The sequence below is a fragment of the Deinococcus sp. Arct2-2 genome (assembly GCF_004801315.1).
GTDB lineage: Bacteria > Deinococcota > Deinococci > Deinococcales > Deinococcaceae > Deinococcus.
This window is the reverse complement of the sequence record NZ_SSNW01000001.1, coordinates 160,123-177,803: the sequence shown is the minus strand read 5'-3', so window position 1 is coordinate 177,803 and position 17,681 is coordinate 160,123. Positions and strand designations below refer to the sequence as shown.

Below are 17,681 nucleotides of genomic sequence, written 5' to 3'. Positions count from 1 at the left end.
AACTCAAACGTTGGAGGGGTTAACGGATGGCGGTGATTCGCAGGGTGCGTGCGCCAAATCGGATGGCTTCGCTGCGGGTGCCCATCCAAATGTCGAGACTGTTGGTTTTGCGGGCAGCCATCGTGTCTTCCACAACAAAAATGCGGCCTTTCAGCATGTTGTTGTAGCGTCCGCTCATGTCTTCCAGCATGATTTTGCTGCCGTAAGGGAAGGAACGCAGTAGGTCGCGGCTGAGGGCCACCACGCCGGGCCGGGTACGGGTTCCGGTAGCCGTAATAAAGGGCGAGCTGTCGGTCTGACCGGCAAGGCTGTTGTAGGCGGTGGCCCGCACGATGGCGGTGCGGCCTGTACGCACAGGGGCCTGTGCAAGCGGCGCGGTGGTGGGCACGCTGCGGGTAGGCGCAGGAGTCGCGGCGCGAACGGGCGTAGGCACAGCGGCGCGGGCCGGAGCAGGTGCAGCGCGGCTTGCCTGAGCAATAGCGGCTGCCCGGTTCTGTGCGGCTGTGGTTTGTGCGGCTGTCGTTTGGGCCGCAGTCGGTTGGGCGGCAGCGGCCTGCACGGGGGCCGGGACGACTGGAGCAGGGGCCATGCTCGTCAGTACGTCCTTCACGGCGTCTGCGGCCAACGTCGCGGCGGGCAGAGCGGGGGCCGCGCTAGCAGCGCCGAGGGTCAAGATAACAACAGTCCGAATGAAGCGGTTGAGCGTTTTAAGCATGGATTCTCCTGCGGACGGGCACGGGGCGCGTCCGTGGTGGTTCTCGGCTTTCTGGGTCAGTCAGAGTGAGTGCGTCGTTGAGCGTCTTGATCTGGCGAAACAGTTGATCTGGCGAGGGCTTGGGGCAACTCTGCCGGAAATACATGTTGATCAGGCAACTTTTGAACGGGTCAACCCACTGATCAGTGCAGAACAGACAGCACAGGGCCAACCCGCTTTCTTCCTGTATGAGCCTAATGGGACAGAATGGCAGGCTTATGAGATTATGGGTTTTCTAAACTCATATTTATAAAAATATTTTTGTGACATTTTGTTCATAGGCAGTCATAGAGCGCGACTGGTACGAGAACATGTTTATGAGATATATTCTAATTTACTCATTCATTTTCTTATAATAAAATAAGATGAGGATGACATCAGACCCCTATTTGGGGGTTTGAAGCTCGACAATAGACCGAAATCGGCCTTCGTCCCCCCTATTCGGGTGCAGCAGAAGTGTTCCGGCATGAGGTACGGAGTGACCCAAGGCTCGGGCCACTCCGCGTTCTCATAAGACTCACATTTTATTTGAGAGTGACACTGTGTTTAAGGATGACAGCATGTTTTTGGATCAGAAAAGCCGAGGCGACTGGCTGGGCTAGACGTATGCTCGCCTTACTGTTCTGGTTTCTTGTCGGCCACTGTGGGAGCCGCTCCCCACTCAGATAACATTCCAGAAGCCACTTCGCGGTAGATGGGGGCGGCCAACTGTGAACCGTGATAGTCGAGTTTTGCGCCGTGAACCATGACGGCTACCGTCACACGGGGCGCGTCGGCGGGGAAGAATCCGGCAAAGACGCTGTCGTAGAGGCTGTTGGAGTATTTGCCATCTACAACGACCTGAGCCGTACCCGTTTTGCCTCCCAGTGCATACCCTTTGATGCCTGCGGCATGGAAAATTCCGTCGTCAATAACGGCCTGAAGAAGAACGCGCATGGTTTTGGCCGTTTCGGGGCGCACGACCTCACGCCGCTCGCCTGCGCCAGAGCCTTCCACGAGCCGGGGCGACACGTACAGACCGTCGTTAGCCAGCACATTGAAGGCGGCGGCCAGTTGCAATGTCGTGCTGCTCATGCCTTGCCCAAAGGCGTTGGTGGCCCGCACCAGATCGTCCCACTTGCGGAGGGCCTGCAAGCGGCCTGTAGACGTGGAGACCACCGGAAGCGCCACATCTTGTCCGAAGCCGTACTGGCTCAGATAATTTCGCATGTCGGCTGCCGGAAAATGCTCGACGATGTGGCTCATGCCCACGTTGCTGCTGTAGCGCAAGACCTGTTTGGTGGTCAGTTGGCTGGGGTGATCTACAGCGTCGCCGATGGTGCTGCCCCAGCGCCCACCCACATAGCGGCGCATAGGCGTGTCATATACGGTGGTAGGCGTGGTGTGGCCTTCGTTCAGGGCGGCTCCTACCACCAGTCCTTTAATAGTGGAACCCGGCTCGAACACATCCAAAAAGGGACGGTTGCGGCGGGCATCAGGGCTGTAGGTGCGCCACTCGTTGGGATTGAAGGGCGGATAACTGGCGGCGGCCAGCACCCGGCCTGTGCGGGTTTCGATGACCACCACAGAGCCGTATTCACCTTGATGCTTCTTGACCCCTTCGGCGAGAGCCGCCTCCGCATTGGCCTGCGTGCGCGGATCGAGGGTCAGCTTCAGGTCTTCCCCGGCAGCCAAAGAGTTGTTGTAGGCCACTTCCAGCCCTTCCAGCCCCTCGGTGCTGCCCATCATGCCCACGACTTGCCCCGCCAGCGTGCCCTGCGGATACACCCGTTTGCCGCTGACGCTGCGGGCCAGCACCGACCCGTCGGAAGCCACGATGGAGCCGCGAGACTGCACCACCGTGCGCCGGATGCCCTGCGGCAAGCCCCATTCCAGTTGGGCATAGGCCCATACCAACAGCGTGAACATGGCGAGCGCCAACACCTGCATCACACGGGAGCGGTTGTGAATCTTTACTTCCACTGTGTTCTCACCTCCAAGCGGGACTGGGAAACGGGGGGCAACTTCAGCCCAACGCCAGCGTCACTGCTGGGTTCAGGCGGCGATGCAGGCAGGTTGGCGGGCAGAGGAATGGTGGGAATGTCGGCGTTCATTTTGGGTTCCGCTTCGGCAAAGCGGCGCATGCCCTGAGTGAAAGCCCATTCGCGGATGCGCTGTGGGGTGGTGAGCGTCTGCACCTGCACCTCTAAGGTGTCGCGCTGGGCGATCAGTACTTTTTCGCGGTCTGCGGCGGCCCGCAAATTCACGCGGACATCGTGGGTGGCGTAGCGCACGCCCACCAACACCAACGCCAGTACCATATAAATCAGGACGTAGCGCATAGCGCGGCCCCGCCAAGTGGGTGCGCTGGTATCCATCGTCAGGCGGGCAATCACGCGGCTCCTTGGGAATCAGCCTTTTTCTCGGCGCCCCGGAGTTTGGCGCTGCGGGCGCGGGGATTGCTGGCCTGCTCCGCTTCGTCGGCAATCACGGGGCGCTTGGTGAGGGGAGTCAGGCTCTCGTCGCCCAACAGAAAGCGCTTCACGATCCGGTCTTCTAGAGAATGAAAGCTGATGACGGCCAAGCGCCCACCGGGAGCCAGCAGCGAAGAAGCCGCGCTGAGGCCGTCGCGGAGGGCACCGAGTTCATCGTTGACATGAATCCGGAGCGCCTGAAACGTGCGCCGCGCCGGGTGAATGCCTTTGCTGAAGCCCGGATAGGCCCGCTTGATAATTTCAGCGAGGCGCACGGTGCTGTTGATCGGAGACTGCTCGCGGGCGTACACGATGCCGCGTGCAATCCGGCGCGACAGGCGGTCTTCGCCGTATTCGTAGATGATGGAGGCCAGTTCCGCTTCTTCGTAGCCGTTGACCACATCGTAGGCGCTTTCTCCGGCTTGGCTCATCCGCATATCGAGCGGCGCGTCGGTATGGTAGGAAAAGCCGCGCCCGCCGTCATCGAGCTGAAACGAACTGACGCCGATATCCAGCAGCACGCCGTCGACTTGCGACACGCCCGCAGCCGCCAGCAGCGCCGCCATATCGCGGTAATTGCCTTCCAGCACGGTCAGGCCCGCCAAGCCAGCCTCACGCGCCCGGTCTAGCGCAAAGGGGTCCTGGTCTATGCCGTACACCGAAGCGCCCGCCTCCAGCAGCAGCCGGGTATGGCCCGCGCCGCCCAGCGTGCCGTCTATGTACACTTTGCCGGGGGCGGGAGCAAGGGCCGCCACCACTTCGGCAGCCAACACAGGCACATGGGAGAAAGTAAGGTCTAAATCGTCTTGTAGGTCGTCGGTAGAAACAACGTCAACAGCATCAGAGGGGGCAGATTCGGGGAGGTCGGGAGTCAGGTCAGCTTCAGTCATGGAGTACGTCACGGGGGCAGGATTGAGGTGAAACACAGGGTGAGGGTCAAGCATTCTTACGCCACACAGTTCTTAAGCGACACAGTTCTTACGCCACAAAGTTGGCGAGCAGTTCGGGGTTGGGGGGATTGTCCTGCACGGCGATAATGGCGGCTTCCCAGCGGGCCGGATTCCAAAGTTCCAGCCTGCCGGGAGCGCCTGCCACGATCACGTCGTCTTCTAAGGCCGCAAAAGACCGCAGCGTTTGAGGCACGGAAACCCGGAATTGGTTGTCCAGACGGGCTTTGTTCGCGCCGGAATAAAAGAAGCGCACGAAGGAGCGTGATCCGGCGTCGGTGAGGGGCAGGTTCTCCAGTTGTTCTTCTACACGCCGCCAACTCGCCAGCGGAAACACGTACAAACAGCCTTCCATGCCGCGCGTCAGGATCATGCCGTCTTCGACGAAATCGCGGAACGTGGGCGGGAGCACCACACGGCCTTTATCATCGATGGTGTATGGATATTCTCCAAACGGCACCAAAACTCCTTCCTACGCGGCTTCCCGCAGTTCAGGGCAACACAACTGAAACGGCGGGTGAGTGACTTTTTGGGGGGCAGATACGGTCAGAATGAGTGCGTCAGAGCCTTTTCCCACCTGAGGGCATTTTGGCTTTCAGGCGGTCTGGGCTATAAAGCAGCCAGAAACGTGCATGGAGTGCAATTTCAAGCTGATGCCGGGAGTGTAACAGGCATCTCCATGAATTTCCACAGATTCCCACCTTTTCCCCTGTTTTCCCACCCAATCCCCCCACAATTCCCACTTCGGGCCAGAAACGGGACACTCTGCCGGACTTTTTCCCGCTAGTTTTGAGCCATGTCTGCCCCTATTTCTGGCCCACGTTCTGCCCGTGTAGATGCTCTTTTGTCTGGCCTGCTACTGGCCGCGCTCGGTATTGCCCTCGGCGCGTTCGGCGCACACGCCCTAAAAGCCCGCCTAGACCCCGCCATGCTCGCCAACTTTGAAACCGGCGTGCGCTATCAGATGTACGCGGCACTGGCCCTGATCGCGCTGAGTTCGCAGACCAACATCCGGCGTGCCCCAGTCTTTCTTTTGGCCGGAGCCGTCATCTTTAGCGGCACGTTGTACGTCTTGGCCCTGACTGGACAGCGTTGGCTGGGGGCCATCACACCAATTGGCGGGGCGCTCCTGATTGCCGGGTTTGTGGTGGCTGCGGTGGAGGCGAGGGGGAAGGGCGTCTAAGGGTTTAGGGTCTAAGAATGGCAATCGCTTCGCTCACTCACCCCCTCCCCAGCCCTCCCCTCTCAAGGGAGAGGGAGCGAAAACAAAGTTTCACAAGCCACCCTTGGAGCAGTTCTCCGAATTACGCCACCGAAAAAAGAGACTTTCGGTGGCTCCATTCTCCGTCCTGCTCGGTAAAATTCACTCGCTTCGCTCGGTCATTATTATGACAAATGCTGTAGACCCCAGAAAAAACACTTCCGCCACCCCAAACGATCTGAGGCGGCGGAAATGCAAAGTGGAACGGGGGAACTATAAGCCGGGTTCTGTGTCGCCCTTGCGGGCTTAGCGGTCATCTCTCTGGGACGGCTGTTGCCAGACGCCTCGTGCGACCATCCTGACGGTCAATGGAGCGAGCCGCTCCTCGCGTACTGTCGGGTCTTGCACCGGATGGGGTTTACCAGCACCCTGCGTCTCCGCAGAGTCTGGTGCGCTCTTACCGCACCGTTTCACCCTGACCAACGCTCGGTCTTCGCCCTGACCTTGCCTTTTCGGCAGAACACTGGCGGTCTGGTTTCTGTGGCACTGTCCTTCAGCTTCGCCGCTTCCTGCACGCTGTGGGCGCTCGCGCAGGCGCTCTGCTCGCCGACCAGCCGTTAGCTGGCATCCTGCCCTGCGGTGCCCGGACTTTCCTCACTCTTTCCCTCAAGGAGTTGCCCCCGAAAGGGAGGAGCGCGACCGCGCATTCCCCCGCGTGGCCGAGTGTAGCAGGAAGGGCAGGCGCTTTGCGCCGGGAACGTGGTGGGTGGATCGTAGAACGTGGGAACAGCGCAGGTGGGCAAGAAGATCAGGGTTTCTAGGTCTAAACTTTGGCAACAACCTTAAAGCTTAATTTCACATCGCCACGATCCACGATCCACTTCCCAGCGCGAAGCGCCCTTACCCCCAACGCCCCATTGTTTCCCGCTCATCCCGCTCGCGCACATGCGGCGGCACTCGGTCTGGGTTCTGAAGGTTGTACAGTTCGCGGTCACTGAGTTCGCGGTATTCGCCGGGTTCGAGGTCGCCCAGCCACAGGCCGCCGATTCGGTAGCGCATCAGGCGAATGACCGGGTGGCCGATGGCGTCCAGCATGCGGCGCACCTGCCGTTTGCGGCCTTCACCGATGGTCACGAACGCGCCCACACGGGCAGGGCTGGCGTCTATGGCTTTGGCTTCGCCGTCTTCCAACACGATTCCTTCAATCAGGGCGTCGAGTTCTTCTTGGGTAGGCGGATATTCGCCGTCTGTCCAAGCGCGGTAGGCCTTTTCGTGGCCGTAGCGTGGGTGGGTCAGCGTGAGGGTGAGGTCGCCATCGGTGGTGAGGAGCAGCAGGCCTTCGCTGTCCATATCCAGCCGCCCCACCGGATGCAGGCCGGGAACGTTGGGCATGGCTTCCATCACGGTATGCCGCCCCAATTCGTCGTGGGCGGTGGTCACGTAGCCAGTCGGCTTGTGCAGAATGAAGGTGACGCGCTCGGAGGTGGCCGTTTCTACCAAACTGCCGTCTACGCGCACTTCATCAACGGGGGTCACGGTGCGGCCCAGCGTGGCAACCTCACCGTTTACTGTGACGCGGCCAGCGGTAATCAGTTCTTCGGCGGCGCGGCGAGAAGCCACTCCAGCACGGGCCAAGCGCTTTTGCAGGCGTTCGGCGTTGGTGCCGGAATTGCTCCCACCAGCATTGGTCTTCTCGGTAGTATTGTCATTTGAATTCATAAGCGGCTCCTGCGGGAAGGAAAGGCGATCAGGGCGGCGACGGCCAGCAGGGTCAGCACGCCCGCGCTGCCTAGCAAAATGGCGCGGAGGGCGGGGGGCATGCCTTCTCCCTGCCGGATCACCGCTGGAACGAGGGTGGCGGCGCTCAGCAGGTTTCCAGCCACGAGGCCGCCTACCGCCGTGCCCTGAGGCTGGCTGGAAGTAGACCCCGACGCTATGAGGAACACGCCCCACACAGCCAAAATGCCCCCGCACACGCGGGCCAACCACAACGGCGATACGCCCACCGCGCCCGCCAAGGTAGCCGGAAGAAAGTACAACAGGAGGCCAAGGGGCAAGAACACCACAGCCGTCAACCAGAAAGAAGCACGTAACACACCCGGCAGTGTAAGGGAGGCGGCGGGGCAAAGGGGCGCAGTAGGGCACAGAACCAGCCTTCCCTCAGCCTAACAACGGCTCCCCGGCCTGATAGCCCCCGCCCTGATAGCCCCAGCCTGATAGCCTCTGCCCCATATGCCCGTGATCGCCGTAGACAAGCCGCTGAACCTGACTTCTCATGACGTGGTGGGCCGGGCGAGGCGGGCGCTGGGTACCAAACGGGTGGGCCATACAGGAACGCTTGACCCGCTGGCAACCGGAGTGCTGGTGCTGTGCGTGAACGACAGCACCAAAGTCGTGCAGTTCATGGACGCCGACAGCAAGGACTATCTGGCGTGGATCAGCCTCGGCGCAGGCACACGCACGCTGGACGCGGAAGGGCCGATAGACGACACCGCCGATGTGCCGCCCCTGACCGAAGACGGCGTGCGGGCCGTGTTGGCCGACTTCGTGGGGTCGCTGGCGCAGGTGCCGCCGCAGTACAGCGCGATTCAGGTGGGCGGCGTGCGGGCTTATGCGGTGGCGCGGGCCGGGGGAACACTGGACTTGCCCGCCCGCAACGTGGTCATTCATTCGCTGGAACTGTTGGGCATCTACGAGAGTGTGGAGGCCGCGCCCCACGCCTTCTCCCCTACCCCGCACGGCTGGATACCCGACGCGGAGGGCAAAACCTTTCCGTTTCCCGCCCCGTTGGGCCAGTTCCCCACCTTGCTGGTGCGTGCCCGCGTGGGCAGCGGCACTTATTTGCGCTCGTTGGCGCGGGATGTGGGCGCGGCGCTGGGCGTGCCTGCCCACCTGTCGGAGCTGGTGAGAACCCGTGTGGGCCGCTATGACCTGTCTGCCGCCGCCGATTTGGAACACTTGGCCGAAGCAAAAAGCATTCCCGATTTGGACGCCCTCGATTTTCCGCGCCTAGAGGCCGACGAACGCCTTGCCCGCGAACTGCGCCAAGGCAAACGCCCCCAGCACACGACACAGGGGCGGCAAGTGGTCACGCTGAATGGGGAATTGGTGGCGGTGGTGGACGGGGATGGGGCGGAATTGCGGGTGGTGCGGGCGTGGGCGTAAGGGGCAGCTAGAAAAATCTGTCCCAGACAGTGCCGTGACGATCTACAGCACTCAACGGGAATCGAAATCTTTAGTCAGGGGGCGTTTGAAAAAGCACTCACTCGTAAGTTCATAGCCTCGGTTCACAACTGCCTCGTATGGCACACAATCCGTCAGTTCCCAGCCTAGCTGCCCCAGCACATTGAAGAGCTTGATCCCCGGCCCAGTCACATCAACTCGTTTGCCTACCACCTCCTCAACAAAGGCTTGAAACCCTGCTGGATTTGGCCTGCTCAAGTCGTCCTGCGTGTAGACCTCAGTCTGGCAGCTGGACTCCCAATTGGCGGTAAACCTCAGGGGTTTACTCAGAGAGAGCTTAGGATTGACTGGGTAGGTGTAGGCAAAAAACAAACGGGCGTACTCCCACTTCTGCCCGTAGGCCACGCTGCTGCACGCCAAGACCAACGCTACTGCCCATAGAAGTCGAGTCACGCTTTACAGTAGCGAACGAGAGAAGCATTCACCCCTGCCATACCCTCAGAGAGAACCTCTAGCAAGAATTTTAGTACCCCGCTGGCCCTTCCATCTGCACGGCTCCCACACCTTCTAGCCCCCCGGCCAGCGTCAGCAGCACTTCGTCTTTCAGGGTGGGGGCGATGAATTGGATGCCTACGGGCAGGCGCACGCCGTCCACAGTTTCAAACCCGGCGGGCACGCTCAGGGCGGGCAGTCCGGCCAAGTTGATGGCAACCGTATCCACATCGGCGGCGTACATGGCGAGTGGATCGCTGGATTTCTCGCCGTGCCGGAACGCTGGGAAAGGGCTAGTGGGCGTCACCAACACATCGAAGTCAGCAAAAGCGCGGGCGAAATCCTGTGCGATCAGGCCACGTACCTTCATGGCTTTGGAGTAATAGGCGTCGTAGTAGCCGCTGCTGAGGGCATAGGTGCCGATCAGAATACGGCGTTGCACTTCCCGCCCGAATCCGTGTTCGCGGGTCAGGGTCATGCTGGTGTTCACGTCTGCGCCGGGGGTCTCGCGGCTGCCGTAAGTCATGCCGTCGTAGCGGGCGAGGTTGCTGCTGGCTTCCGGCATGGCGATCAGGTAATAGGCGGCGATAGCGTGCCGCACGCTGGCGACGCTCACTTCTTGCACACTCGCCCCGGCTCCGCGCAAGGCGTCTAGGGTGGCGTTGAGGGTGCTTTCTACGCCCGCCGTGTTGCCTTCCAAACTCTCGCGGATCACGCCTACGCGCAGGCCGCGCAAGTCGTCGGCGGTTCCGGCGGCAAACTGCGGCGGCGCGTGCAGGCTGGTGGCGTCCTGTGGGTCGTGTCCGGCGATCACGTTCATGATCAGGGCGAGGTCTTCGGCGCTGCGGGCAAACGGCCCGATCTGATCGAGGCTGCTGGCGTAGGCCACCAACCCAAAGCGGCTGACGCGCCCGTAGGTGGGTTTCAGGCCGTAGACCCCAGTAAATGCGGCAGGTTGGCGCACGCTGCCGCCCGTATCGCTGCCCAAACTGATGGGCGTAAGATTGGCCGCCACCGCCACCGCGCTTCCGCCGCTGCTGCCGCCGGGAACGCGGGCCGTATCCCACGGGTTCAGGGTGGGGCCGCTGGCGCTCGATTCGGTGGAACTGCCCATCGCAAATTCGTCCATATTGGCCTTGCCCGCGATCACTGCGCCCGCACTGACTAGGCGGCGGGCGACCGTGGCGTCGTAAGGGCTGGTGTAGTTCGCCAGAATCCGGCTGCCGCACGTCGTCCGGGTGCCGCGCACGTTGATGTTGTCCTTCACGATGATAGGCACGCCCGCCAGCGGCAACCTTTCGCCCGCCTGCACCCGCGCCTGCACCGCTTCGGCCTGTGCTTCGGCCCCCGCATTCAGGCTCACGAGGGCGTTCAGGTGGTGGGCCGCCTCTATCCGCGCCAACGATTCGGACAACAGGCCTTGCGGGGTGGATTCTCGCGCCAGCACGGCACGGGCCAATTCGGTGGCAGAACGTTGGGGCGTGTGCGCTGGAGAAGGGGTCACGGGAACAGACATCACGCCAGTGTAACGGCGCAGCTGCAAAGGAGAAAGCAGTGGGCCAGGTAAGCGCCCCGTTCTCTATCTGCTGGCGTGTCCTTGGTCTAACAGTCCAGCCTTGAAAGGACAGCTTTCGCCTCAGGAACCAAGTTCACTCCTCTGGCAAGAGTTTTAAACCCTTATACCCTACCAGAACCTCCTTTCAGACCTGTCTGAAATTTTAGTTTCGCAAGCGCATTTGGCTACTTTGTAAGGGGGCAAATAACAGCAAAGAAAAGTGCGCTGGCATTGTAAGCGGTTACAATTGTGATGATGATGGCGTTACAGTAGAAACTGCTGACCTCCGTGTCAGAGGCGGTCGAGCTTCATCAAGAGGGGGCCTCATTCCCCCGATTGTTAAGACAACATTGACAGGCCCGATTTGACGGTGTAGCCTTCACGTACCAACTTTTAGACTTTCGTGGAACCGCTTCCGAAAAGGGGCGGGGCTGCACACCGGTGCAGTTCAAAAACCCACCAAGGGGGATGCATGAAGAAAGTAATCGCCATCATCGGTCTTACTGCTGCAATTGCAGCGAACTCTCAGGCCGCAGCGGTCACGGTCACTTTGGCCTGCGGCGCTGTCGGTCAGGAACTTGAACTCTGCAAGGCGGGCGCTGATCGCTGGGCCGCCAAGACGGGCAACTCCGTCAAAATCTTTGAAAGCCCCAACCTCACCAACGACCGCCTCGGCCTGTACCAGCAGCAGCTGGCCGCCAAGAGCAGCGACATCGACGTGTACCAACTCGACGTCGTTTGGCCCGGCTTGCTCGCCCAGCACTTCGTCGACCTGAAGGGCAAAGTGCCCGCCGCCGAAGTCAACGCTCACTTCAAAGGCATCGTCGCCGCCAACACCGTGAACGGCAAACTCGTGGCTATGCCCTGGTTTACCGACGCCGGCCTCTTGTACTACCGCACCGACTTGCTCACCAAGTACGGCTACAAGACCGCTCCCAAAACTTGGGCCGAAATGGCTGTGATGGCCAAGAAGATCCAGACCGGCGAGCAAAAGACCAACAAGTCCTTTGCAGGCTTCGTGTGGCAGGGCAAGAACTATGAAGGCCTGACCTGCGACGCGCTGGAATGGGTTGTTTCGTTCGGCGGCGGCACCATCGTCGACGACAAGGGCACCGTCACCATCAACAACGCCAAGGCTGCTGCCGCGCTCGACGCCGCCGCAAGCTGGGTCAAGAACATCAGTCCCGCTGGCGTGACCACCTACGGCGAAGAAGAAGCACGCGGTATTTTCCAGTCGGGCAACGCGGCGTTTATGCGCAACTGGCCCTACGCTTGGGCACTCGGCCAAGGCGACGACAGCAAGGTCAAAGGCAAGATCGGCGTCGCTCCTCTGCCCAGCGGCGGCGCACGCAACGCAGCCACGCTCGGCGGCTGGCAACTCGGCGTCAGCACCTACTCCAAGAATCAGGCCGCCGCGATTTCGCTGGTGCGCTACCTCGCCGGCCCCGACGAGCAAAAGATTCGCGCCGTCGAAGGTGCCTACAACCCCACCATTCAGGCCCTCTACAAGGATTCCGCAGTCCTGAAGGCCAACCCCTTCTTCGGCAGCCTGCTCAACGTGTTCACGAGCGCGGTGGCCCGTCCTTCCGGCCCCACCAAGAGCAAGTACAACCAAGTGTCTCAAGCCTTCAGCACCGCTGTCAGCGACGTGCTGAACGGCAAGAGCAAAGGCGCGGCAGCCGTTGCCAAACTCTCCACCGACCTCGCCCGCATCAAGGGACGTGGCTGGTAATCTCTCGCCGCGCTTCCTACTGAGCGCGTAGGGAGGACGTCCACACACCGGGCGTCCTCCCCTTTTTTTGCACACCTTCATTTTTGTCGAATTTTTCTCATGACGCCGCGCCATTTGCAGGCGCACGCTAAGGCTTCACTGCCGATCTCGCGCCCCGCGTTACTCTCTTCACACCGCTGCCGCACGGCCAAGACTGCGGCCACCATCCTGCCCCACCGGGCGGAACAGGGGGACATCCATGACGACCAATGCCACACCCGAAATTGCCGCTCCCGTCAGACGCCGGGGCATCGAGGCGGCCCGCGCCCGGCAAGCTGTCTTGCTGTTGCTGCCCACGCTGATCGCCATTGCACTCGTGGCTGGCTACCCGCTGTACCGCACCATTTTCTTTTCTATGTTCGAGGCCAACCTGACCAACCCGGATCAGCGCACCTTCCTCGGCCTCGGCAATTTCTGGTTTACCACCTCTGACGGAGTCGAGCTTGGTTTTCTCCAAGATCCCAAGTGGTGGGGCGCAGTCAAAAACACCATGCTGTTTACGGTGGTGTCGGTCTTTTTAGAAACCGTATTCGGAATGATTATCGCGCTGGTAGTGAACAGCGCCTTTAAGGGCCGCGCCTTCCTGAGAACGGCCATGCTGGTACCTTGGGCTATTCCAACGGTGGTCAGCGCCCAAATGTGGGCCTACATGTACAACGATTCCTTCGGCCTCATTGGGCGCGGGCTGCTAGGCGGACAAGCGCTGCTGGCGAATACCGACAGTGCAATTTGGGCCTTGATTGCCGTAGACGTGTGGAAGACCACTTCGTTTATGGCCCTGCTGATTTTGGCCGGACTGCAAAGCCTGCCCACCGATATGTACGAAGCCGCCGACATGGACGGCGCAACCAAGTGGACGCAGTTTTGGCGCATGACCCTGCCCCTCCTGCGGCCTGCGCTGCTGGTGGCGCTGGTGTTCCGTAGTTTGGACGCCCTGCGCGTGTTCGACATCATGTCGGTCATGTTGGGCAACGTGAACGCGGCCAGCACTTCTATGACCGGATACGCACGGCAAGCCCTGATCGACAACCAATTGTTGGGCATGGGCAGCGCCGTCAGTATCGCGGTGTTCGTGATCATCATGGTCATCGTGGTGGTTTACGTGACCGCCTTCCGCGTGAAGTTCGACTAAAGGAGGCTGACAGTCATGGTTCTTAAACGTACCAATCCCGCGCTTTACTACCTTCAGCGCACCGGGTTCTATCTGCTGGTCATCGTCATCACCCTGTATCTGCTGGTGCCCTTTCTGTGGGCGGTTCTGACCAGTTTCCGCAAATCGGGCGATCTGTTCTTGCCTCCTGCCCAATTTGTGGGCGCGGCCAGCACTTTCGGCAATTACATAGACGTCTTTGCCAACCCCAACTTCCAAAAGGGCTTGCTATTCAGCCTGATCGTGGCCGTCGGTTCGGTGGTCATCAGCCTGATCTTCGGCAGCTTCGCCGCTTACGCGCTGGGCCGCTTCAAGTTCCGGGGTAAGTCGGCGGTGCTGTACATCATTCTGGCCGTCAGCGTGTTTCCGCAGATTGCCGTATTGGGCGGCCTGTACACCCTGATCAGCAACCTGAATTTGTACAACAGCCCCATCGGCCTCATTCTCAGCTACCTGATTTTCACCATTCCCTTTACGGTGTGGGTACTCACCAGCTTTGTGCGGGACATTCCGGGAGAACTGGAAGAAGCCGCGCTCGTAGACGGCGCTTCGCCCCTGCAAACGCTGTTTCAAGTCTTGTTTCCGGTGATGATGCCTGCCCTCGTCACGACGGGTCTGCTGGCCTTCATCAACGCTTGGAACGAGTACCTGTTTGCGCTGACCTTCACGAGTACCAACCGCACCGTGCCTGTGGTCATCGCCAACTATTCCGGGGCCACGCAATTCGATCAACCTTGGGGTCAGATCATGGCCGCCAGCATTGTGGTCACGGTGCCGCTGATCATTCTGGTCTTGGTGTTCCAACGCAATATCGTGTCGGGCCTCACCGCCGGAGCCGTCAAGGGCTAAGGCTCTGGCTTACCACTCCGTTTCTTGCAGCCGCTTCCTGTTTGGGGGCGGCTTTTTTTGGTGGGTGATTGTGGGCAAGAAGTTGAAGGACTCGCCATTCACACCCCGCCTCTCTACAACTTCTCCTCCCCCTCCCCCATTCCCGCTAGGCTGGCTCCATGTCTGCGCTGCCTGCTTCCCCCGTGCGCCGGGTACATATCGGGCGCTGGGTGTCGGCGGTGTTGGCGCTGTCCTTGTTGGCCTTCAGTCCTACCGCCGCCTTCTATGCTCAGCATTTTTTGGGCGGCCCAGCGCAGCAATCAGCCACTTTGCCCCCAGCGCGGGTGGGCGTCCCCTCGGCAGAAGTGGTGCGAAGCTACGCCCTGACCGCCCTCAGTTTTCAGGGGGCCTTGGCCGATGTGCGTGTCAGCGAACGCCGCCGCCTGAGCTTGACCGAGATGCAGTACCAAACTTATGTGCAGGCCCGGCAGACGCTTGGGCCTGCGCGGGCCAGCGCCACGATGCGCCTGCTGAATACCGAAATTCGCAACCAAAACCCAGCCCTCAGCCGCCGCAGCGTGTTTGGCAGCCCCGAAGCCGCACTGAACAACGTGCAAGGGTGGCTGGCGTTTGTGGCATGGGCCGAAACCACCCGCCCCGGAGACCGGGCTTTGGCAAAGCAAGCTCCGGTACCGATTGCGCCGCACATTGTGCGGGCCAACCGCGCCAACATCGTGCGGGCGGCCAACGCCCTGCACCTCGCGCCCGGTGGACTGGCCGCCATTTTAGACAACGAGCAGGCGGGCGCACGCAGCGGATTTGGCCTATCGGGATGGCTGCGAACCTTCACCGATACTGTGGCGCTGCGGGCCACCGAAGCCTACGGCAGCAGCGGAGCCACGGGCCGCCTGTCGCGGACGGTGGGCCTGACCCAAATGAGCTGGGAAGACGCGGTGGGGCAAGCAGACCGCCTGCGCTCGCTCGGCGTGACGCTCAACGGCCCGTACCCCACCGACGAGGCGCAAGCCAGAGCCGCCCTCAACTCGCCGTATGACCATTTTTTGCTGAGTGCGTCGCGGCTGCGGGGGTATTTGCTGGCAAGCTTGCCCACCAAACCCAATCCCTACGCCGACCCCCTCAGTCCCTCGACTCAGGCGCACCTGACCGATGCTTGGGCCAATTTTCTCGGGCCCGCTTGGCACAACAACCCTGCCCTCGCCAGCAGCGGGCAAACGTGGCCTTACGCTTGGAATGCATTTTTCAAGGCGTGCCTGTACGAGCAGAGGTTGTTTGCGAGGTAAGGGTTAGACGCTCAGCAAGTCCCGCGTGGCCTGCGCCAAATCTGCGCTTCCGGCAAGGCTGCTGCCCACCAGCACGGCGTCGGCCAGCCCGCGCACTACTTCTACATCGGCGGGAGTGCGGTAGCCCGATTCGGCCACCAGCAGGCCCGAAAATCCGGCGGCGCGGGCGCGGGCAATCAGGTGCGGGCTGACGGCCAAATCGATGTGCAGCGTGGTCAGGTCACGGTTGTTTACGCCAATAATTTCGGCTCCAGCCCGCATCGCTATTTCTAACTCATGTTCGTCATGGACTTCGACCAATGCGTCTAGCCCCAAATGATGCGTCATCTGTAAGTACTCGCCCACCGCCTCACCCAGCACACTCACCATCAGTAGGGCGGCAGACGCGCTCCAGTCGGCGGCCTCTCGCAGCATCGCGGGATGAACGACGAAATCTTTGCGGAGAACGGGCAGAGAAATGGCGGCGACAACGGCGTGCAAGGCTTCCGGGTTGCCGTCGAAGTGACGCGGTTCGGTGAGGACACTGATGGCCGCCGCACCGCCTGCTTGGTAGGCCAGTGCCGCCTGTGCCGGGTCAAGCGGGGCAATGGCTCCCTGACTGGGGCTGGCCCGTTTGACTTCGGCAATCAGCGACAATCCTGCGGCCCGCAGCGCGGTTTCAAAGCGGCGCAGGCGGGGGCGGGCCGCACCCAAACCCCCTTCAGCGCCCGCATAATCGGCCACCCGTTCGGCCACGATGCGCCCCAGCACGCCCGGAACCCCACTGAAATCCACTTCTACGCTCTCCAAGCTGCCTTGCACCATAAACCGGAGTATACGGGGCCACACCCAGCACATCGGGCAGCCCTACTAGGCAGAGGGGTTCCTCATCAGCGCTCTGTCAGCACCCGCCGTGTTAGGTTATGAGGCATATGAGCCTCGCCCCCGGCAACGGCCCCGTGCAAATCACACAGGATCAACTTCAGGCCCGCATTCACGAACTCGCCCAGCGCATTCGGGACGATTACGCCGGACGCGATCCCCACCTGATCTGTGTCCTCAACGGCGCATTTATGTTTTATACCGACCTCGTGCGGGCGCTTGGCGTGCCCTGTACCATCGATTTTTTGCAGGCCAGCAGCTACGGCAACGAAAAACAGAGCAGCGGCGAAGTGAAATTGGTCAAGGATTTGCAGTTTCCGATCAGTGACCGCGACGTGATTTTGGTGGAAGACATCGTAGACACCGGCATTACCATGAGCTACCTGCTGCACTACTTGCAGGGGCGCGGCCCCGCCAGCCTGAAAGTGGCCGCCCTGCTGAGCAAACCCAGCCGCCGCAAAGTCGAAGTGCCGGTGGAATACTTGGGCTTCACCATTCCCGACGCCTTCGTATACGGATACGGCCTAGACCGCAGCCAGTACGACCGGAATCTGCCGTTTATCACCAGTCAGGATTGAACACAGAACGTGGGGTGTAGAGAATGACGCCGCTAATTCGTCCATTCAATTCCGCCGATACAACTATGTGCCTCGCTCTGTTCGACTCCAACATTCCCACCTTTTTCACGGTGCAGGAGCGGGCCGATTTTGAGGCCTATCTGCTGAGTCCCGGTGCGTATTGGGTGGTGGAACAAGCCGGGGAACTGGTGGCCTGCGGCGGTGTGTGGCAAAACTTCGGTAGGCCGGAGCGCCGGGCGGGGCTGGCATGGGGCATGGTGAGGCGCGATCTGCACCGCTCTGGCTTCGGCTCTTTGCTGCTGCGCCACCGCCTGAGTGCCCTACGCGACATGGGCGAACTCCAATGCTGGATCGACACCAGCCAACACAGCGCCCCCTTCTTTGCCCGTCACGGTTTTCAGGAAACCAAGCGCACGCCGGACGGCTACGGGCCGGGGCTAGATGAAGTGGTGATGGTGAGGGAGTTGGACGTGGAGAGTACGAAGGGCGTCTAAGGGTCGAGGGTCTAAGAGACTAGGAAGGGCAAAGGCAAGGGCTAGAGCCGTTCAGAAAACACCAAGTTCCACAAGCCACCCTTAGACCCGCCTTCGCCAATTCCGCTACACTG

Annotated in this window: 18 protein-coding genes and 1 other RNA gene; 9 read left to right on the top strand and 10 right to left on the bottom strand. The window is 61.0% G+C overall.

Going from position 1 to position 17,681, the window contains the following annotated elements; genetic code table 11:
• Positions 1-19: 19 nt before the first annotated feature.
• A complete protein-coding gene (locus E7T06_RS00825) occupies positions 20-715 on the bottom strand; it encodes a 3D domain-containing protein (protein ID WP_136363943.1) in 696 nt (231 codons plus the stop codon).
• Between E7T06_RS00825 and E7T06_RS00820 the strand changes: the two genes are divergently transcribed.
• Positions 714-1,007, top strand: a complete 294-nt coding sequence (locus E7T06_RS00820; RefSeq protein WP_136363942.1) for a hypothetical protein — start codon at positions 714-716, stop codon at positions 1,005-1,007. The genes E7T06_RS00825 and E7T06_RS00820 overlap by 2 nt on opposite strands.
• 362 nt (positions 1,008-1,369) lie before the next feature.
• On the opposite strand, the gene E7T06_RS00815 is transcribed toward E7T06_RS00820, so the two are convergent.
• Genes E7T06_RS00815 through mraZ form a run of 4 tightly spaced genes read right to left on the bottom strand, consistent with a single transcriptional unit; the run spans position 1,370 to position 4,614 of the window.
• Positions 1,370-2,716 carry a penicillin-binding protein 2 gene (locus E7T06_RS00815; RefSeq protein ID WP_136363941.1) on the bottom strand — a complete coding sequence of 449 codons (1,347 nt, stop codon included), beginning with the start codon at positions 2,714-2,716 and terminating at the stop codon, positions 1,370-1,372.
• Positions 2,707-3,129 carry a hypothetical protein gene (locus E7T06_RS00810; RefSeq protein WP_136363940.1) on the bottom strand — a complete coding sequence of 141 codons (423 nt, stop codon included), beginning with the start codon at positions 3,127-3,129 and terminating at the stop codon, positions 2,707-2,709. Before E7T06_RS00810 ends, E7T06_RS00815 begins: the two co-directional genes overlap by 10 nt.
• A complete protein-coding gene (rsmH, locus tag E7T06_RS00805) occupies positions 3,126-4,151 on the bottom strand; it encodes a 16S rRNA (cytosine(1402)-N(4))-methyltransferase RsmH (RefSeq protein WP_240740776.1) in 1,026 nt (341 codons plus the stop codon). Before rsmH ends, E7T06_RS00810 begins: the two co-directional genes overlap by 4 nt.
• A gap of 34 nt (positions 4,152-4,185) precedes the next feature.
• Positions 4,186-4,614, bottom strand: a complete 429-nt coding sequence (mraZ, locus tag E7T06_RS00800; RefSeq protein ID WP_136363939.1) for a division/cell wall cluster transcriptional repressor MraZ — start codon at positions 4,612-4,614, stop codon at positions 4,186-4,188.
• 336 nt (positions 4,615-4,950) lie between these two features.
• On the opposite strand from mraZ, the gene E7T06_RS00795 reads away from it, so the two are divergent.
• Positions 4,951-5,337: a DUF423 domain-containing protein gene (locus tag E7T06_RS00795; RefSeq protein WP_136363938.1), complete on the top strand. Its 387-nt coding sequence runs from the start codon at positions 4,951-4,953 to the stop codon at positions 5,335-5,337.
• Between the two features lie 278 nt (positions 5,338-5,615).
• Here the strand turns inward: E7T06_RS00795 and rnpB are convergent.
• The 3 genes from rnpB to E7T06_RS00780 form a co-directional block, all read right to left on the bottom strand.
• Positions 5,616-6,070, bottom strand: an RNA gene (gene rnpB, locus E7T06_RS00790) — RNase P RNA component class A.
• 185 nt (positions 6,071-6,255) lie between these two features.
• Entirely contained in the window at positions 6,256-7,074 is an 819-nt protein-coding gene (locus E7T06_RS00785) for a pseudouridine synthase (RefSeq protein ID WP_136363937.1), read from the bottom strand.
• A complete protein-coding gene (locus E7T06_RS00780; protein ID WP_168733309.1) occupies positions 7,071-7,451 on the bottom strand; it encodes a hypothetical protein in 381 nt (126 codons plus the stop codon). The genes E7T06_RS00785 and E7T06_RS00780 overlap by 4 nt, the downstream gene beginning before the upstream one ends.
• Positions 7,452-7,587: 136 nt before the next feature.
• Between E7T06_RS00780 and truB the strand changes: the two genes are divergently transcribed.
• Positions 7,588-8,520 (top strand): tRNA pseudouridine(55) synthase TruB, encoded by a 933-nt coding sequence (gene truB, locus E7T06_RS00775; protein WP_136363935.1) that lies wholly within the window; start codon positions 7,588-7,590, stop codon positions 8,518-8,520.
• A gap of 541 nt (positions 8,521-9,061) precedes the next feature.
• Here truB and gatA read toward each other — a convergent pair.
• On the bottom strand, positions 9,062-10,546 hold the full coding sequence (gatA, locus tag E7T06_RS00770) for an Asp-tRNA(Asn)/Glu-tRNA(Gln) amidotransferase subunit GatA (protein WP_136363934.1): 1,485 nt from the start codon (positions 10,544-10,546) through the stop codon (positions 9,062-9,064).
• Between the two features lie 511 nt (positions 10,547-11,057).
• Here gatA and E7T06_RS00765 point away from each other — a divergent pair.
• From E7T06_RS00765 to E7T06_RS00750, 4 genes are all read left to right on the top strand, one after another.
• The gene (locus E7T06_RS00765) at positions 11,058-12,317 is read left to right on the top strand and encodes an ABC transporter substrate-binding protein (RefSeq protein ID WP_136363933.1); all 1,260 of its coding nucleotides are present in this window, start codon (positions 11,058-11,060) and stop codon (positions 12,315-12,317) included.
• Between the two features lie 238 nt (positions 12,318-12,555).
• Complete coding sequence (locus E7T06_RS00760; RefSeq protein WP_136363932.1) at positions 12,556-13,488, top strand: sugar ABC transporter permease; 933 nt, start codon at positions 12,556-12,558, stop codon at positions 13,486-13,488.
• Between the two features lie 15 nt (positions 13,489-13,503).
• Positions 13,504-14,355, top strand: a complete 852-nt coding sequence (locus tag E7T06_RS00755) for a carbohydrate ABC transporter permease (protein WP_136363931.1) — start codon at positions 13,504-13,506, stop codon at positions 14,353-14,355.
• Between the two features lie 158 nt (positions 14,356-14,513).
• On the top strand, positions 14,514-15,635 hold the full coding sequence (locus tag E7T06_RS00750) for a hypothetical protein (protein WP_136363930.1): 1,122 nt from the start codon (positions 14,514-14,516) through the stop codon (positions 15,633-15,635).
• A 3-nt stretch (positions 15,636-15,638) separates the two neighbouring features.
• Here E7T06_RS00750 and trpC read toward each other — a convergent pair whose 3' ends face one another.
• On the bottom strand, positions 15,639-16,439 hold the full coding sequence (gene trpC / locus E7T06_RS00745) for an indole-3-glycerol phosphate synthase TrpC (RefSeq protein WP_136363929.1): 801 nt from the start codon (positions 16,437-16,439) through the stop codon (positions 15,639-15,641).
• A gap of 107 nt (positions 16,440-16,546) precedes the next feature.
• Here trpC and hpt point away from each other — a divergent pair, with 107 nt between their 5' ends.
• Both hpt and E7T06_RS00735 read left to right on the top strand, forming a co-directional pair.
• A complete protein-coding gene (gene hpt / locus E7T06_RS00740; RefSeq protein WP_136363928.1) occupies positions 16,547-17,074 on the top strand; it encodes a hypoxanthine phosphoribosyltransferase in 528 nt (175 codons plus the stop codon).
• A 23-nt stretch (positions 17,075-17,097) separates the two neighbouring features.
• Positions 17,098-17,568, top strand: coding sequence for a GNAT family N-acetyltransferase (locus E7T06_RS00735; RefSeq protein ID WP_136363927.1), 471 nt, complete (start codon positions 17,098-17,100; stop codon positions 17,566-17,568).
• The last annotated feature ends 113 nt before the right edge of the window (positions 17,569-17,681 follow it).

What these genes read in the sequence shown, in the direction of transcription:
- E7T06_RS00755 (WP_136363931.1), top strand. Translation starts at nt 13,504, where the DNA reads ATGGTTCTTAAACGTACCAATCCCGCGCTTTACTACCTTCAGCGCACC.
- hpt (WP_136363928.1), top strand. Translation starts at nt 16,547, where the DNA reads ATGAGCCTCGCCCCCGGCAACGGCCCCGTGCAAATCACACAGGATCAA.
- E7T06_RS00760 (WP_136363932.1), top strand. Translation starts at nt 12,556, where the DNA reads ATGACGACCAATGCCACACCCGAAATTGCCGCTCCCGTCAGACGCCGG.
- E7T06_RS00750 (WP_136363930.1), top strand. Translation starts at nt 14,514, where the DNA reads ATGTCTGCGCTGCCTGCTTCCCCCGTGCGCCGGGTACATATCGGGCGC.
- E7T06_RS00820 (WP_136363942.1), top strand. Translation starts at nt 714, where the DNA reads ATGGATTCTCCTGCGGACGGGCACGGGGCGCGTCCGTGGTGGTTCTCG.
- truB (WP_136363935.1), top strand. Translation starts at nt 7,588, where the DNA reads ATGCCCGTGATCGCCGTAGACAAGCCGCTGAACCTGACTTCTCATGAC.
- gatA (WP_136363934.1), bottom strand. Translation starts at nt 10,546, where the DNA reads ATGTCTGTTCCCGTGACCCCTTCTCCAGCGCACACGCCCCAACGTTCT.
- E7T06_RS00785 (WP_136363937.1), bottom strand. Translation starts at nt 7,074, where the DNA reads ATGAATTCAAATGACAATACTACCGAGAAGACCAATGCTGGTGGGAGC.
- E7T06_RS00825 (WP_136363943.1), bottom strand. Translation starts at nt 715, where the DNA reads ATGCTTAAAACGCTCAACCGCTTCATTCGGACTGTTGTTATCTTGACC.
- rsmH (WP_240740776.1), bottom strand. Translation starts at nt 4,151, where the DNA reads ATGCTTGACCCTCACCCTGTGTTTCACCTCAATCCTGCCCCCGTGACG.
- E7T06_RS00735 (WP_136363927.1), top strand. Translation starts at nt 17,098, where the DNA reads ATGACGCCGCTAATTCGTCCATTCAATTCCGCCGATACAACTATGTGC.
- E7T06_RS00765 (WP_136363933.1), top strand. Translation starts at nt 11,058, where the DNA reads ATGAAGAAAGTAATCGCCATCATCGGTCTTACTGCTGCAATTGCAGCG.
- E7T06_RS00795 (WP_136363938.1), top strand. Translation starts at nt 4,951, where the DNA reads ATGTCTGCCCCTATTTCTGGCCCACGTTCTGCCCGTGTAGATGCTCTT.
- trpC (WP_136363929.1), bottom strand. Translation starts at nt 16,439, where the DNA reads ATGGTGCAAGGCAGCTTGGAGAGCGTAGAAGTGGATTTCAGTGGGGTT.